This is a genomic window from Pseudomonas sp. FP597 (assembly GCF_030687435.1).
In the GTDB taxonomy this organism is placed as follows: Bacteria; Pseudomonadota; Gammaproteobacteria; order Pseudomonadales; family Pseudomonadaceae; genus Aquipseudomonas; species Aquipseudomonas lactucae.
On record NZ_CP117432.1, the window covers coordinates 734063 to 749595 of the forward strand.

General features: G+C 62.2%; 8 protein-coding genes and 1 pseudogene. 5 read left to right on the top strand and 4 right to left on the bottom strand.

Annotated elements, in window-relative coordinates; all coding sequences use genetic code 11:
* Positions 1-12: 12 nt before the first annotated feature.
* The 3 genes and pseudogenes from aroQ to PSH66_RS03245 form a co-directional block, all read right to left on the bottom strand.
* Positions 13-468 (bottom strand): type II 3-dehydroquinate dehydratase, encoded by a 456-nt coding sequence (gene aroQ / locus PSH66_RS03235; RefSeq protein ID WP_003171482.1) that lies wholly within the window; start codon positions 466-468, stop codon positions 13-15.
* Between the two features lie 297 nt (positions 469-765).
* Positions 766-1281, bottom strand: a pseudogene (locus PSH66_RS30045) (methyl-accepting chemotaxis protein); the annotation flags it as partial.
* A 1499-nt stretch (positions 1282-2780) separates the two neighbouring features.
* Positions 2781-4451, bottom strand: a complete 1671-nt coding sequence (locus tag PSH66_RS03245; RefSeq protein WP_305428351.1) for a PleD family two-component system response regulator — start codon at positions 4449-4451, stop codon at positions 2781-2783.
* A gap of 389 nt (positions 4452-4840) precedes the next feature.
* On the opposite strand from PSH66_RS03245, the gene PSH66_RS03250 reads away from it, so the two are divergent.
* From PSH66_RS03250 to speA, 4 genes are all read left to right on the top strand, one after another.
* Positions 4841-5818 (top strand): DUF2333 family protein, encoded by a 978-nt coding sequence (locus tag PSH66_RS03250; protein WP_370694842.1) that lies wholly within the window; start codon positions 4841-4843, stop codon positions 5816-5818.
* Positions 5819-5820: 2 nt separating this feature from the next.
* Positions 5821-6357, top strand: coding sequence for an NUDIX hydrolase (locus PSH66_RS03255; protein WP_003171487.1), 537 nt, complete (start codon positions 5821-5823; stop codon positions 6355-6357).
* Positions 6358-6446: 89 nt separating this feature from the next.
* Positions 6447-6818 carry a translation initiation factor Sui1 gene (locus tag PSH66_RS03260; protein ID WP_042944123.1) on the top strand — a complete coding sequence of 124 codons (372 nt, stop codon included), beginning with the start codon at positions 6447-6449 and terminating at the stop codon, positions 6816-6818.
* A gap of 143 nt (positions 6819-6961) precedes the next feature.
* The gene (speA, locus tag PSH66_RS03265; RefSeq protein ID WP_003171491.1) at positions 6962-8875 is read left to right on the top strand and encodes an arginine decarboxylase; all 1914 of its coding nucleotides are present in this window, start codon (positions 6962-6964) and stop codon (positions 8873-8875) included.
* A 128-nt stretch (positions 8876-9003) separates the two neighbouring features.
* On the opposite strand, the gene PSH66_RS03270 is transcribed toward speA, so the two are convergent.
* Positions 9004-10347, bottom strand: coding sequence for an MATE family efflux transporter (locus PSH66_RS03270; protein WP_141062998.1), 1344 nt, complete (start codon positions 10345-10347; stop codon positions 9004-9006).
* A 239-nt stretch (positions 10348-10586) separates the two neighbouring features.
* Between PSH66_RS03270 and PSH66_RS03275 the strand changes: the two genes are divergently transcribed.
* Positions 10587-15488, top strand: a complete 4902-nt coding sequence (locus PSH66_RS03275) for an alpha-2-macroglobulin (protein WP_305428352.1) — start codon at positions 10587-10589, stop codon at positions 15486-15488.
* The last annotated feature ends 45 nt before the right edge of the window (positions 15489-15533 follow it).

Here is a 15533-nt window from a genome sequence, read left to right on the forward strand (position 1 = left end):
CCCAAGGGTCGGTCAGGGGCGTTTAGCCTGTTCTTCAAGCTGTTCCAGGGCGGCCTCCAGGGCCAGTCGGTAACCGCTGGCGCCAAGGCCGCAGATCACTCCTACCGCTACGTCGGAGAAGTAAGAGTGATGGCGGAAAGGTTCGCGTTTGTGCACGTTCGATAAATGCACTTCGATGAATGGGATGCTCACCGCCAGCAGCGCGTCACGTAATGCAACGCTTGTGTGTGTAAAAGCGGCGGGATTGATCAGGATAAAGTCCACGCCTTCGCCGCGCGCGGCATGGATGCGATCAATCAATTCGTACTCGGCGTTACTTTGCAGATAGAGCAGATGGTGGCCGGCTTCACGCGCCCGTCGTTCCAGATCGAGGTTGATCTGATCCAGGGTCACTGCCCCGTAGACGCCCGGTTCACGGGTGCCGAGCAGGTTCAGGTTGGGTCCGTGAAGAACCAGTAAGGTCGCCATCGGCTGTTCCTTGTTATTGATGGGAGTACGGCAGAACCCGGCGACTATGCCGCAAAGCCTTTGTGACTGTCCAGTTCTATGCAGTAGGCCGCACGATTAGCGAGGATTGCGCGAAATTTGTGACTAGGGGGCGGGATCCGGTCATGGGTAATACGCCCTTGAGTCCCGTGGAGATCAAATGCGGGAGGGGGCTTGCTCCCGATTGCAGCGTGTCAGTCTCAATATCTGTAACTGATCCACCGATATCGGGAGCAAGCCCCCTCCCACATTTTGAACTGTATCTGGCATGGGGGCAGGTCAGACGCGGAATGCCTGCACCGCCGTATTGAGCTGCCCACCCAGCACCAACAGGTGCTCGCCCTGGCGGCGCCCCTCGCCGATGCGCAGCAAATTATCCTCACCCAGCTGGTGAATCCGTTCGCTGTTGTCGCGAATTTCGCTCACGGCGCCGCTCTGCTGTGCGGTCACGTCGGCAATCCGCACTGCCGTGTCGGAAATCGTCTGGATGGCCCCGACAATTTCGTCCAGCGCGCCGTCCGCCGCCTGGGCTTGCTGGGCGGTGGCCTCGGCGTGTTCGACCTGGGCGCGCATGCCTTCCACCGATTGGTGGGCAGCGGTTTGCAAACCCGTGATCAACCCCTGGATTTCGGCGGTGGCGCCAGCGGTGCGTTGGGCCAGTGTGCGTACTTCGTCGGCGACCACGGCAAAGCCGCGTCCCGCTTCACCGGCGCGCGCGGCTTCAATCGCCGCATTGAGTGCCAGCAGGTTGGTCTGGTCGGCAATCGAGCGAATCACCGTGAGCACGCCGCCGATGGTGGCGGACTCGGCGGCGAGTTTCTCGATCATCTGTGCGTTTTGCTGCACTTCGCCCACCAGTGCATGCAGGCCGGTAAGGCTCAAGCCGATCACCCGTTGGCCTTGTTCCACGGCCTGGCCCGCGCTACGGCTGGCACCGGCGGCCTGACTGGCATCGCCGGCCACTTGCTGGATGGTGGCTTCCAGTTCGCCCAGGGAGTCGCGAATCTGCGCGGTATCCCCGGCCTGGCGCTCGGCGCCGTCGTGCAAGCCACTGCTCAGTTCGGCGAGGGCGCGACTGCTGCCGGCCACTTCCTGGGCGTTGCCGCGAATGGTGCCCACCAGATCCACCAGATAGGCACGCAAGCGGTTGAGGGAGGCTTCGATGTCGTGCAGTTCGCGGTTGGTCTTGCCCAGGGCGATCGGCTGGCTGAAGTTGCCTTCACCCCAGGTCGACAAGGCCGGCGCCAGGTTGGTCAGCACGCGCGCCAGGCGCCGTTGCAAGGTGTCGATCAACAGCGCAATCAATAGGATCAGGCCGATCATCACGCCCTGCATCAGGCGCACTTCGCCCTGGATAATGGCGTGTTGTGCACGCACCACCGGCTCAAGAGCGGCGATGGCCTGCTGCACCGCGTTGATTTTCAGATGGGTGGCGGCGGCCAGGTCGGCGCGTTTTTGGATCTGCTCGCGAGTACGCTTGAGTTCGGCGGGGTAGCGGGTCAGCAAGCTGTTGAGTTCGCGCTTGAGATCGACGCCGGTGTCCTGGGTTTCGGCTTTTTCGCTGTTTTCCAGGCCCATCAGGGCGGAAAAATCGTCGGTGTTGGATTCGGTACTGGCTTTGACGCCGAGCAAAGGCAGTTGCTCCAGCAGGTCAGCCTGGCTGCGGATACTGCCGACTTCGCGCTCCACGTCGGCGGCCAGTTCCGCGCGTCCGCTGCTCACCAGTTTGTCGCGGGCCAGGGACAGCTTGCCCAGATGCTGGGACGCGACCAACAACGGCGGCAGATAACGCGCTGCTTCGGGGGTGTTCACGCCCATGGCGTATTGGCTCAATTGCTCCAGGTTCGCGCTCAGCTCACGTTCGGCTTGCAGCAACAGGGCTTGCGGGTCGCCGGCCAACTTGCCGGCGGCGAGCAGGTCGGTTTTGCTGAAGGCATCCAGGTCCACCAGGCTGGGGCGCAGGTTTTGCGTCAGCTCGGCGGGCAATTCATTCAGGTGCTGCAGCAGGCTTTCCAGGCTTTGGCTGGCGCCGCTCAAGCGCAGGGCGTCGCCGCTGGCCAGGTAGTCGTCGATATTGCGCGCGGCCTGGTTCTGGAAACTCTGCGACAGCCCCAGGTAGCGCTCCATCAACAAATACGGGCGTTCCAGCGCGCGTTGCGACCACCACAGCGTCGCCCCGAGTGCCAGGCACACGGCCACCAGCAGAAGGGTATTGAGATTGGTCAGCAGCTTCAGGCGCATGCGTGGTTTCAACCGACAGCAAAAGATAAGTGCCTGAAGTTATTGCGTTTCCATTACAGCGTTATGACGGAGTCAGTGGATTCTGGTGAAAAGGTGGCACTCTGCCTTGATGTGCGTGCGGCTTGTACGCGATTGCGTCCGGCGCCCTTGGCGCGGTACAGCGCTTCGTCCGCCTGAGCGGCCATCATCAAGCTATCGGAGTCATCGCACAGCTCCACCAGCCCGGCGCTGAAGGTGCACCACAAATCCTGGGGCTGGGCCGGGTAATGAATTTCGGCGAAGCGCCCACGAATCTCATCCAGTACCTTGCAGGCCGACTCCAAGTCGGTGTCGGGCATCACGATGGCGAATTCTTCGCCGCCGTAGCGCCCGATGTAGTCGGTCTTGCGCAGCCGCTGCTTGAGGAACAGCGCCAGGCTCTTGATCACGCGGTCGCCCATGGGGTGGCCGTGGCTGTCATTGACGCGCTTGAAGTGATCGATATCGAGCATGGCAAAGCTCAGCGGCTTGTTCTCGCGGCGTGCGCGGAAGCTGCAGTCTTCGAGCAGTTGCAGGATATGGGTGTGGTTGTACAACCCGGTCAGGCTGTCGCGCACCATGCGCGCCTTGAGATGGCGGGCGCGGGCCGCGCGGTTGCGCACGGTGGTGATCAGATGGCGCGGCTTGATGGGCTTGGTGAGGAAGTCGTCGCCGCCCTCACTCATGGCGTCCAGTTGTTTATCCAGGTCATCTTCGGCCGACAGATAGATGATCGGCACGCTCACATAGCGATCATTGTGCCGAATCACTTTGGCCAACTCGGTACCGGTACACGCCGGCATATACATGTCGAGGATGATCAGGTCGGGCTGGAAATCCGCCAGCTCGGCCATGGCCTGGATCGGCTCGATCAGGGTGCGGGTGACGATGCCGGCGCTGTTGAGCAGCCGCTCGGTGTGCAGCGCCTGGGCCCGCGAGTCGTCGATGATCAATACTTTATAGGGTTCGTACTGGGCGATGCAGGTCAGCACCTCGATCTTTTCCAGCAGGCTGGAGGCTTCCAATGTGCCAGTAAGGAACTCCTGGCCGCCCGCGCGCACGGCGGCCAGGCGGGTCGGGGTGTCGGTTTCATGCAGGCTGAAAAACAGCAGCGGCAGCTTGTGTTCCAGGCCTTCCTGGGCTTCGGCGGCAAGCTTGAGGCCCAGGCCCGCACCGCAGAAGTCCACATCCATCACAATCACCGAGGGCAGGCGCTCGGCCATCGACGCGCGAAACGCCGCCACGCTGTCCAGCGACTGGGCGCTCATGCCAAAGAATTCCAGTTGCTTGGCCAGGCGCTCGGCGCGGTCGTGATCGGCCAGCATCACGTAGATCGGCTTGCGCATCGGCGGCAGGAAGGTTTGTTCCAGCTGGTCGCCCTGACGCAGGCCGGTACGGGACAGGCGCTGCATCAAGCGGTTGAGTTCGGTGATCAGTTGGCTGCTCAGGCGCCCGCGATTTTCGTCCACGGCCTTGAGCGATTCACCGATATGGCGCGCCAGCTGGCCGTGCTCGGGTTGTTCGAAACGCTCGGCAAAGCGCAGCAGGCGCAGATTGGCTTCGCTGAGTTCGCAAAGGTCGGTGTTCGACCATTCGCTGCGTTGCAGGCGCTGCCAGATCTCAAGAATTTGACGTGCCTGATGAATTACCCGCTGGGCAAAATGCTGCTTGAGGCGCTCGCGGCTGGGGTCTTCTGGCTCGGTCATATCCTGACTACTAGTGAGGGTGCATGCAGAGGTCGAACTGATGGCTCTATGCTAGCACCTCTTTTCGATCGTATGAGTGTCATACATCAATTAACTGTGAGGCCCTGGCATTCAGTTAATGACCTGATGGTCACGCAGCGTAAAAAGCGTGCATCCTTTATAGTCGAACTTCCCGCACGCGCCAGTTTGATGAAAAGCCCCGCATTGGCTGGCACGATGGGGTAGGGTTGCTGTCGGAGTGTGTGAACGCACGCCGCCCGTTGAAGTGCATGAACTCAAGTGATTGAAAGGATATCGCCATGCTGGACTGGAAAAACCGCGCAGGCAGTACCAAAGGCCCCGCCCCTGAGCCCAAGTCGGCCAACCGCAGCTATTTTCGTACTCTGCTGATGAGCCGAGCGGTGCTCAGCGTCCTCGGCCTGTACCTGTTGGTCACCGGCGCCCTGGGCTGGTACTGGAGCGAAGAACCGGCGCTGTTCCCGGTCCAGCAAAACGCGCAAATTGCGGCCGAGAAGGAAGGCAAGCAAATGGTGGTGGGCTACACCACCGTCGAAACCCTCAAGACCGTGGTCGGCACCTTGCTGAACAAACCCGGTGGCTATATCTCCAACGACCGTTTCCCGCCAGGCCTGTGGATGGACAACATGCCGAGCTGGGAATACGGCGTGCTGGTGCAGGTCCGCGACCTGACCCGCGCCCTGCGTAAAGACTTTGCCCGCTCCCAGTCGCAGTCGGCCGAAGACGCCGATTTGGCCAAGGCCGAGCCGCGTTTCAACTTCGACAACAAGAGCTGGGTGCTGCCCTCCAGCGAGTCGGAATACCAGGAAGGCATCAACTCCCTGAGCCGCTACGAAGCGCGCCTGTCCGACCCGAACCAGCGCGGCGCGCTGTTCTATGCACGCGCCGACAACCTGAACAACTGGCTGGGCGATGTGGCCACCCGCTTGGGCTCGCTGTCGCAACGTCTTTCGGCCAGTGTTGGTCGGGTCAAGTTGAACACCGCCCTGAAAACCGAAGCCCTGGCGCCGGGTGAAGTGCCGCAGGTCGACGAAGAAGTGGTGGAAACCCCATGGATGCAGATCGACAACGTGTTCTACGAAGCCCGTGGCCAGGCGTGGGCCCTGTCGCACCTGCTGCGTGCCATCGAAGTCGACTTTGCCGACGTACTGGCCAAGAAAAACGCCACGGTCAGCGTGCGCCAGATCATTCGTGAGCTGGAGGCCTCGCAGGAGCCGGTGTGGAGTCCTATGATTCTGAATGGCAGTGGCTTCGGTGTACTGGCGAACCACTCGCTGGTGATGGCCAATTATATTTCCCGGGCCAACGCTGCAGTGATCGATTTGCGTCAGCTCCTCAACCAGGGTTGATGATGGACGCTACTCAACGGGAGGCCGCCCACCGCGCGGCCTCCGATGCTGAACTGATCTGCTGGGTCGACGCTCAGGACAACCTGCTCGGGCACCTTGTCAGGTCCGACCTGCGCCGGCGCGGCCTGATTGGCCGTTGCACCTTTATCTTCCTGTTCAACTCCAAGGGTGAGCTGTGTGTGCATCGGCGCACCTTGAGCAAGGCGTTGTATCCCGGTTTCTGGGATACGGCGGCCGGCGGGATGGTGGCGGCGGGGGAGAGCTACGCCGAGTCGGCGGCCCGTGAGCTTGAAGAAGAACTAGGCGTCAGCGGGGTGGTATTGAACGAACATGACCACTTCTTCTTTGAAGACGGCGACAGCAGGCTGTGGTGCAAGTCTTACTCTGCCGTATGGGACGGGCTACTGTGCCTGCAACCGGAAGAAGTCATGGAGGCGCGCTTTTTACCGATTGAAACGATCTTGAGCGAGGCGCGGCAAAAGCCTTACTGCCCGGACGCTCAAGAGGGCTTGCGACGCTATCTGGCGTTACGTCGCTAAAGTTGCATGAAATGGCGCCATTTGGCCCTTAGCAACTTCGCTTTTTGCCGTTACACTGCGCCACTTTTCATCCCCCTAGAGGATTGCCGGTGGCCAAGAAAGCCGCATCCTTCGCCGCCCTTGGTGGCCTGGTATTTTCCACTGACGCAGGTCGACACTGCCCGGACTGCCGTCAGCCCGTGGATTCGTGCACCTGCAAACAGACCCTGATCCCCGAAGGCGACGGTATTGCCCGCGTGCGACGCGAGAGCAAGGGCCGTGGCGGCAAGACGGTGACCACCATCACCGGCGTGCCGCTGCCAGAGGACGCGCTCAAGGAATTGGCCACCACGCTGAAAAAGCGCTGTGGCACCGGTGGCGCGTTGAAAGATGGTGTCATCGAGATCCAGGGCGATCACGTCGAACTGCTGTTGGCCGAGCTGATCAAGCTCGGTTACAAGGCCAAGAAGTCCGGCGGCTGAAGGCCTCTTCCCAACCTGTGTCTAAACTCTGTCCTGCAAGTGGGGTCTCACCTTCTTACAGGCAAATCGTCATTTTCATTCTTTAGACTGCGCCAGCCTCGAACGAGAGGTGGCGCCTTCGCCTTCATTTATAGGGGACTTCGATGTCCGTACGACGCACACGCAAAGACGATGGCAGCCAATGGACAGTTGCGGACAGCCGCAGTGTTTACGGGATTCGCCATTGGGGGGCCGGGTATTTTGCGATCAATGAAGCCGGTCGCGTTGAAGTCCGTCCGAACGGCCCGAACAGCACGCCGGTCGATCTGTACGAGCAAGTCGACCAACTGCGTAAAAGCGGCCTGTCGCTGCCGCTGCTGGTGCGCTTTCCCGACATCCTGCAAGACCGTGTACGCCAGCTGACCGGCGCCTTCGATTCGAACATCGAGCGCCTGGAATACCAGAGCAAGTACACCGCGCTGTACCCGATCAAAGTGAACCAACAGGAAGCGGTGATCGAAAACATCATCGCTACCCAGAACGTGTCCATCGGCCTGGAAGCCGGTTCCAAGCCTGAGCTGCTGGCCGTGCTGGCCCTGGCGCCGAAGGGCGGCACCATTGTGTGCAACGGTTACAAGGACCGTGAATTCATCCGCCTGGCGCTGATGGGCCAGAAGCTCGGCCACAACGTGTTTATCGTGATCGAGAAAGAATCCGAAGTCGGCCTGGTGATCGAAGAGGCCGCGAGCCTCAAGGTCAAGCCGCAGGTCGGCCTGCGCGTGCGTTTGTCGTCCCTGGCGTCGAGCAAGTGGGCGGACACCGGTGGCGAGAAATCCAAGTTCGGCCTGTCGGCGGCGCAGTTGCTGTCGGTGGTCGAGCGCTTCCGCGCTGCCGGCCTGGACCAGGGCATCCGCCTGCTGCACTTCCACATGGGCTCGCAGATCGCCAACCTGGCCGACTACCAGCACGGGTTCAAGGAAGCCATCCGTTACTACGGCGAGCTGCGCAACCTCGGCCTGCCGGTGGACCACATCGACGTCGGTGGCGGCCTGGGCGTGGACTACGACGGGACTCACTCGCGCAACGCCAGCTCGATCAACTACGACATGGACGACTACGCCGGTGTGGTCGTGGGCATGCTCAAGGAGTTCTGCGATGCGCAGAGCCTGCCGCACCCGAATATCTTCTCCGAAAGCGGTCGTTCGCTGACTGCCCACCACGCCATGCTGGTGGTGCAGGTTACCGACGTCGAGAAACACAACGACGAAATCCCAAAGATCGAAAACAAGGAAAGCCTGCCTGAAACCGTGCAGTGGCTGGTGGACCTGCTCGGCCCGACCGACATCGAAATGGTCACCGAAACCTACTGGCGCGCCACCCACTACATGAGCGACGTGGCTACCCAGTACGCCGACGGCAAGCTGACCCTGGCCGAAAAAGCCCTGGCCGAGCAGTGTTACTTCGCGGTATGCCGCCGCCTGCATAACTCGTTGAAAGCCCGCCAGCGCTCGCACCGCCAGGTGCTGGACGAACTCAATGACAAGTTGGCCGACAAGTACATCTGCAACTTCTCGGTGTTCCAGAGCCTGCCCGACACCTGGGCGATCGGCCAGGTGCTGCCGATTCTGCCGTTGCACCGCCTCGACGAAGAACCGCTGCGTCGTGCCGTGCTGCAAGACCTGACCTGCGACTCCGACGGCAAGATCAAGCAATACGTCGACGAGCAGAGCATCGAAACCAGCCTGCCGGTACACGCCTTGAACGAGGGCGAAGACTACCTGCTGGGCATCTTCCTGGTGGGCGCCTACCAGGAGATTCTGGGCGACATGCACAACCTGTTCGGTGACACCGACTCGGTGAACATCTACCAGCGTGAAGACGGTTCGGTGTACAGCGCCGGGATCGAGACCCACGACACCATCGAAGACATGCTGCGCTACGTGCACTTGTCGCCGGAGGAGTTGATGACTCACTACCGTGATAAGTGCGCGAGCGCGAAGATCAGCGCGTCTGAGCGCACGCAGTTCCTCGACGCCTTGCGTTTGGGCCTGACGCGTTCGTCCTACCTGTCCTCATAACATCAGCTGATGCAGGTCTAAAAATGTGGGAGGGGGCTTGCCCCCGATAGCGGTGTGTCAGACAACTAATTGTTGCTGATGTACCGCAATCGGGAGCAAGCCCCCTCCCACATTTGGATTGCATTTCTTCAGTTAACGCCCAGCCAAAGCCCCTGCCGATTCAGGCGCCAGGCAATCGCCCACAGGGTCAGGCTGCGTACCGCCATGAACAGCAGGAAGGTTATCCACAGCCCGTGGTTACCCAGCCCCTGCAACCCCCACGCAACCGGCAACACCAACAGCACCGTCAGCACCATCCCATTGCGCATTTCCCGTGCGCGCGTTGCGCCGATAAACAAGCCATCGAGCAAATAACTCCACACCGCAATCAACGGCAGTACCGCGAGGTAAGGCAGGTAAATGTCCGCCGTTTCGCGCACGCTGGGAATATCGGTTTGCATGGCGATAAACAGGTGCCCGCCAAAGGTGAACAGCAGGGCGAAACCGAGGCTGGCGATCAGTGACCAACCACAAGCCACTACCAATGATCGCCTTAACGCGTGGCGATCATGTGCGCCGATGGCGTGACCGCACAGCGCTTCAACTGCGTGGGCCAAGCCGTCCAGTGCATGCGCGGTCAGCAACAGGCCGTTGAGCAACAGCGCATTGGCGGCGACGGTGGCATCCCCCAGCCGCGTGCCCTGCACCGTGATCATGAAAAACACCGACTGCAATGCCAGGCTGCGGATAAAAATATCGCGGTTCACCGCCAGCAGCGGGCGCCAGCTTTGCCACCGCTTCAGCGCAACCCAGGCGATGTGTCCGGGATAGGCGCGCAGGGCGTTTTGCGTGAGGGCCAGGCCGAGCAGGGCGCCGGTCCATTCGGCGATCACCGAGGCGCGGGCGGAGCCGACCACGCCCCAGTCCAGTCCGAGGACGAACCACAGGTTCAGGGCGATGTTGACCAGGTTGGTCGTCAGCAGGATCGCCAGCGGCGCGCGGGCGTTCTGCGTGCCGAGGAACCAGCCGACCAGGGCATAGCTGGCCAGCGCCGCGGGCAGGCCAAACAGGCGAGTGTGGAAGAAGTCGCGGGTCAGCAGGTTCAGTGCAGGCGAAGGCTGCATCCATTCCAGGGCCAGGTGGCTCAGGGGAATGCCCACGGTGCCGAGCAGCAGCGCCAGGCCCAGCGCCAACAGCAAACCTTGCAGCAGGATTTGCCGCAATGCCGCGCCGTCGTTGCGCCCGGCGGCCTGGGCGGCGAAACCGGTGGAGCCCATGCGCAGAAACCCCATGGCCCAGGCGAGAAAGGTATACAGGCTGGCCCCGACGGCCACCGCGCCCAGCTGATGGGCATGAGGCAGGTGACCGATGACCATGCTGTCGACCAGGGCCACCAGCGGCACCGAGATATTCGACAGGATCATCGGCGCAGCCAACGCCCATACACGGCGGTGGGTGGGGCGATGGCGCCAGTCGGTGAGTAAGGTGGGCATGCGGGCTCCTTCGGGGGAGCGGCATTGTAACTGTCCATCAGCTACGCAGTAGAACCAATGTGGGAGGGGCAAGTCCCCCTCCCTCATTTTGATCTTCAGAGGCTGTGGGATTTGTCTTGGCTTCAGGCTCATCCAGAACAAAACCACCCTCCGTCGGTCAATGTGACCAGCGCCACATCGGCTGTGCCGGCGCTGATATATAGTTCACCCCCCCGGTTCCCTCTGACGATGAGTGCCCCATGCTTAACAAAGGACTGTTTCTCGCCTGCGCGCTGGCCATGCTGAGTGCCTGCGATTCTTCCGACAAACCGGCTGCCCCCACAGCGCCTGCGGCGGCCACGACCGCCACACCGAAACCGGTCAAGGCGGCGGTGGATGTGGCGGCGTTGAAGCAGCGTTACGCCGGGCGTGAGTTGAGCGTGGTGGACGTGTCCGAGGTGCAGTTGGACGGCGCCAGCACCTTGTCGGTGAGTTTTTCCATTCCCCTGGACCCTGATCAGAAATTCGCCGACAAACTGCATCTGGTGGACAGCAAGTCCGGCAAGGTCGACGGCGCCTGGGAACTGTCCGATAACCTGATGGAACTGCGCCTGCGCCATCTCGAACCGCAGCGCAAACTGGTGCTGACGGTGGACGCCGGGGTCAAGGCGGTCAACGATAACAAGCTCGCCGCCGAGTACACCGCCCGCCTGGAAACCCGCGACCTGCAAGCCACCGTCGGCTTCGCCAGCCGTGGCACGCTGTTGCCCACGCGCCTGGCCGAAGGGCTGCCGGTGATCGCGCTGAACGTCGACAAGATCGACGTCGAATTCTTCCGCATCAAGCCCGAATCGCTGCCGTCATTCCTGGCGCAATGGGGGCGCAATACCAGCTTGCAAAGTTATGAGTCCCGCGAATTGCTGCCGCTGGCCGATCTGGTCTACGGCGGCCGTTTCGACCTGAACCCGGCACGCAACACCCGCGAAACCCTGTTGCTGCCCATCGCCGGCCTCAAGCAACTGCAGCAGCCGGGCGTGTATCTGGCGGTGATGCGCGCCTCGGGCACCTACAACTATTCGCAACCGGCCACGCTGTTTACCTTGAGTGATATCGGCCTGTCGGTGCACCGCTACGCCAATCGCCTGGATGTGTTTACCCAGGCCCTGGACGGCGGCAAGGCGCTGGATGGCGTGGACCTGGAAGTGCTAGATGCCGACGGCCGCGTCGTGGGCCAGGGCAAGACCGAGAAGGGCGGCCACGCCGAGTTGCCGTTGCCGAAAAAAGCCCAGGTGCTGTTGGCCAAGCAGGGCGAGCAGACCAGCCTGTTGCGCCTCGACAGCGCCGCGTTGGACCTGGCTGAGTTCGATATCGGCGGCCAGCCGTCGCACCCGCTGCAATTTTTTGTGTTCGGTCCACGAGACCTGTATCGCCCCGGCGAAACCGTGCTGCTCAATGCGCTGCTGCGCGACAAGGACGGCAAGGCGGTCAAGCCGCAACCGGTGAGTGTCGAAGTGCGCCGCCCGGACGAACAGGTCAGCCGCAAGTTCGTGTGGGACGCCGACGCGTCCGGCCTCTATCAATACTCACTGCAACTGGCCGGCGAAGCACCGACCGGGCGCTGGCAGCTGGTGTTTGACCTGGGCGATGGCAAGCCGCAGCTGTATGAATTCCTCGTCGAAGACTTCCTGCCCGAGCGTCTGGCGCTGGAACTCAAGGGCAGCGACACGCCGCTGAGCCCGGCGGATAACCCAGTGATTCAGGTCAACGGGCGCTACCTGTACGGCGCGCCGGCTTCCGGCAATCGGGTCAGCGGGCAAGTGTATGTGCGGCCGTTACGTGAGGCGGTCAAGGCCTTGCCGGGTTACCAGTTTGGTTCAGTCACCGAAGAGGAGCTGAGCCAGGATTTCGAACTGGACGAGAGCGTACTGGACGCCAAGGGCCAGGAAAAGCTGACCCTGGAAAGCAAATGGACCGAGGCCAAGTCGCCGCTGCAACTGATCGTGCAGGCCAGCCTGCAGGAGTCAGGCGGGCGGCCGATCACTCGGCGCCTGGTGCAGCCGATCTGGCCGGCCGAGCGGTTGCCGGGCCTGCGTGGGCTGTTTGACGGCACTGAAACCAATGGCGATGGCCCGGCGGAATTCGAAGTGCTGCTGGCCAACCCGGACGGGCAGAAACTCGCCGCGCAGAACCTCAAGGTGCGCCTGGTTCGTGAGCGTCGCGATTACTACTGGAACTACTCGGACAGCGACGGCTGGAGCTATCACTACAACGAGAAATTCCTCAACCTCGACGAGCAGACCTTGAACATCAAGGCCGGCGACACCGCCAAGGTCAGCTTCCAGGTGGAGTGGGGGCCGTACCGCGTGGAAGTCGAGGACCCGCAGACCGGTTTGGTCAGCAGCCTGCGTTTCTGGGCCGGTTACCAGGCCCAGGACAACACCGAAGGCGGTGCCATGCGCCCCGATCAGGTCAAGCTGGCGCTGGATAAACCGGCGTATGGCGACGGCGATACCGCCAACGTCACCGTCACGCCGCCCGCCGCCGGTAAAGGCTACCTGCTGGTGGAGTCCGCCGAAGGGCCGTTGTGGTGGCAGGAAATCGACGTGCCGGCCGAAGGCAAAAGCTTTGCGGTCAAGCTCGACCCGAAATGGTCACGCCATGACTTGTACGTGAGTGCGCTGGTGATTCGTCCCGGCGAGCGCAAAGCCAATATCACCCCCAAACGGGCGGTGGGCCTGCTGCATCTGCCGTTGGACCGTACCCAGCGCAAGCTCGGCGTGACCCTCACTGCGCCGGAAAAAATGCGCCCCAAACAACCGTTGACGGTGAAAGTGGCGGCCAAAAATGCCGACGGCAGCGTACCCAAGCAGGTGCATGTGCTGGTCGCGGCAGTGGACGTGGGCATCCTCAATATCACCGAGTACCCGACGCCCGATCCCTACTCCAGCCTGTTCGGCCGCAAGGCCTATGGTGTGGACCAGTTCGATATCTACGGCCAGTTGATCGAAGCCGGTCAGGGCCGCCTGGCCAGCCTGGCCTTCGGTGGTGACGCGGCATTGGCCAAGGGCGGCAAGCGCCCGGACACCAGCGTGACCATCGTCGCCCTGCAAAGCGCGCCGGTGACCCTGAACGACAAAGGCGAGGGCGAAGTCAGCGTCAATATCCCTGACTTCAACGGCGAACTGCGCCTGATGGCCCAGGCTTGGAGCGATGATCGCTATGGCATGGCCGAAGCCAAGACGGTGATCGCCGCGCCGCTGATCGCCGAGCTGTCGGCGCCGCGCTTCCTGGCGGGCGGAGACCAGACCACCCTGGCGCTGGACCTGTCCAACCTGTCGGGCAAGGCGCAGAAACTGGAGGTACAACTGAGTGCCGACGGCCAGTTGGAGCTGGTCAACAGTGCCGCGCAAACCGTTGAACTCAAGCAAGGCCAGCGCACCACGTTGCGCATCCCGGTCAAAGCCTGGGGCGGTTTGGGCCAGGGCAAGGTGAAGGTGACAGTTAACGGGCTGGACCTGCCGGGTGAAAACCTGCCGCCGTTCAGCCGTGAATGGACCTTGGGCGTGCGCCCTGCCTACCCGGCGCTGCTCAAGCATTACCGCGCGGTGCTTAAAAGCGAACCGTGGAACTTGCCTGCCGGAACCCTTGATCAATTCGATACCTCGGGGCGCGAAGCGCTGTTGAGTCTGTCGAGCCGGCCGCCGCTGAATCTCGGGGCACAGATCAAAGCGCTCAAGGCGTACCCTTACGGTTGCCTGGAGCAGACCGCCAGCGGCCTCTATCCCTCCTTGTATGCCGATGACGCGTTGCTCAAGCGCCTGAGCATCAAGGGCGAGCCGGATGCCGAGCGTAAACGCAAGATCGAGCTGGGCATCGAACGCCTGTTGGGCATGCAGCGCTACAACGGCAGCTTCGGTTTGTGGGGCGCCGATGGCGAAGAAGAGTATTGGCTGAGCGCCTATGTCACCGACTTCCTGTTGCGCGCCCGCGACCAGGGCTTCGCCGTGCCGCCTGAAGCGCTGAAGAAGGCCAGCGAACGCCTGTTGCGGTATGTGCAGGAGCGCAACCTGATCGAGGTTGATTACAGCGACAACGCCGAACACACGCGCTTTGCCGTGCAGGCCTATGCAGGCATGGTGTTGGCGCGCAGTCAGCAGGCGCCGTTGGGCGCGTTGCGCAGTATTTTCGAGCGGCGCAGCGACGCGCGTTCCGGGTTGCCACTGGTGCAGTTGGCGATCGCCCTGCAAAAGATGGGCGACCAGCCACGCGCGGACCAAGCGTTGCAGGCCGGTCTGGCGGCGCAGCGCAGCGCCAAGGAATGGCTGGCCGACTATGGCAGCCCGCTGCGGGACCAGGCGATGATCCTGGCCTTGCTGGAAGAGAATGACTTGGCCAAGGGCAAGCGCGAGGAACGTTTGTTCAGCCTGTCGGACCAGTTGGCGGCCAGCCCGTACCTGTCGACCCAGGAACGCAATTCGCTGTTCCTTGCCGGGCGGCTTGGGTTTGCCCAGCCTGAGGCGAGCTGGCAGGTGTCGCTGACTGGCAGCGGCGGCGTGCGTGAGTTGAACAACCAGCAATCGACGCTGCAACTGGACGACAAACTGCTGTCCAGCGACTTGAGCCTGGGCAATCAAGGCGATACGCCGGTATACCAACAACTGACGATCTCGGGCTACCCGCAGGTGCCCCCGGCACCGGGTGGCGACAACCTGAGCATCCGCCGCGAATACCTGGGCATGAACGGCCAGCCGCTGAACCTGCGCAACCTCAACAGCGGTGACCTGGTACTGGTGCATCTGGCGGTCAGTGCCAAGCAGCGTGTGCCAGATGCCTTGGTGGTCGACCTGCTGCCCGCCGGCCTGGAACTGGAAAACCAGAACCTGGCGCAAAGCGCCGCCAGCCTGGAAAACGCCAGCAGCCAAGTGAAGGAGTGGCGCGAGTCGATGCAGAACGCGGCGCTCAAGCATCAGGAGTTCCGCGATGACCGTTATGTGGCGGCGATCAACCTGGAGAGCGATGGCACCACGCACCTGCTGTACCTGGCGCGTGCTGTGACGCCAGGCACTTACCGCGTGCCGCCGCCGCAGGTGGAGTCGATGTACCGGCCGAACTGGCAGGCGGTGGGGGAAACGCCGGCGGACCTGGTGATCAAGGGCCGCTGATAATTCAGTTTGGAATGAAGATGAATGTGGGAGGGGGCAAGCCCA

Bases quoted from the DNA above. Each gene is read 5' to 3' on its own strand.
- speA (WP_003171491.1), top strand. From the start codon at position 6,962: ATGTCCGTACGACGCACACGCAAAGACGATGGCAGCCAATGGACAGTT.
- aroQ (WP_003171482.1), bottom strand. From the start codon at position 468: ATGGCGACCTTACTGGTTCTTCACGGACCCAACCTGAACCTGCTCGGC.
- PSH66_RS03250 (WP_370694842.1), top strand. From the start codon at position 4,841: ATGAGCCGAGCGGTGCTCAGCGTCCTCGGCCTGTACCTGTTGGTCACC.
- PSH66_RS03255 (WP_003171487.1), top strand. From the start codon at position 5,821: ATGGACGCTACTCAACGGGAGGCCGCCCACCGCGCGGCCTCCGATGCT.
- PSH66_RS03245 (WP_305428351.1), bottom strand. From the start codon at position 4,451: ATGACCGAGCCAGAAGACCCCAGCCGCGAGCGCCTCAAGCAGCATTTT.
- PSH66_RS03275 (WP_305428352.1), top strand. From the start codon at position 10,587: ATGCTTAACAAAGGACTGTTTCTCGCCTGCGCGCTGGCCATGCTGAGT.
- PSH66_RS03270 (WP_141062998.1), bottom strand. From the start codon at position 10,347: ATGCCCACCTTACTCACCGACTGGCGCCATCGCCCCACCCACCGCCGT.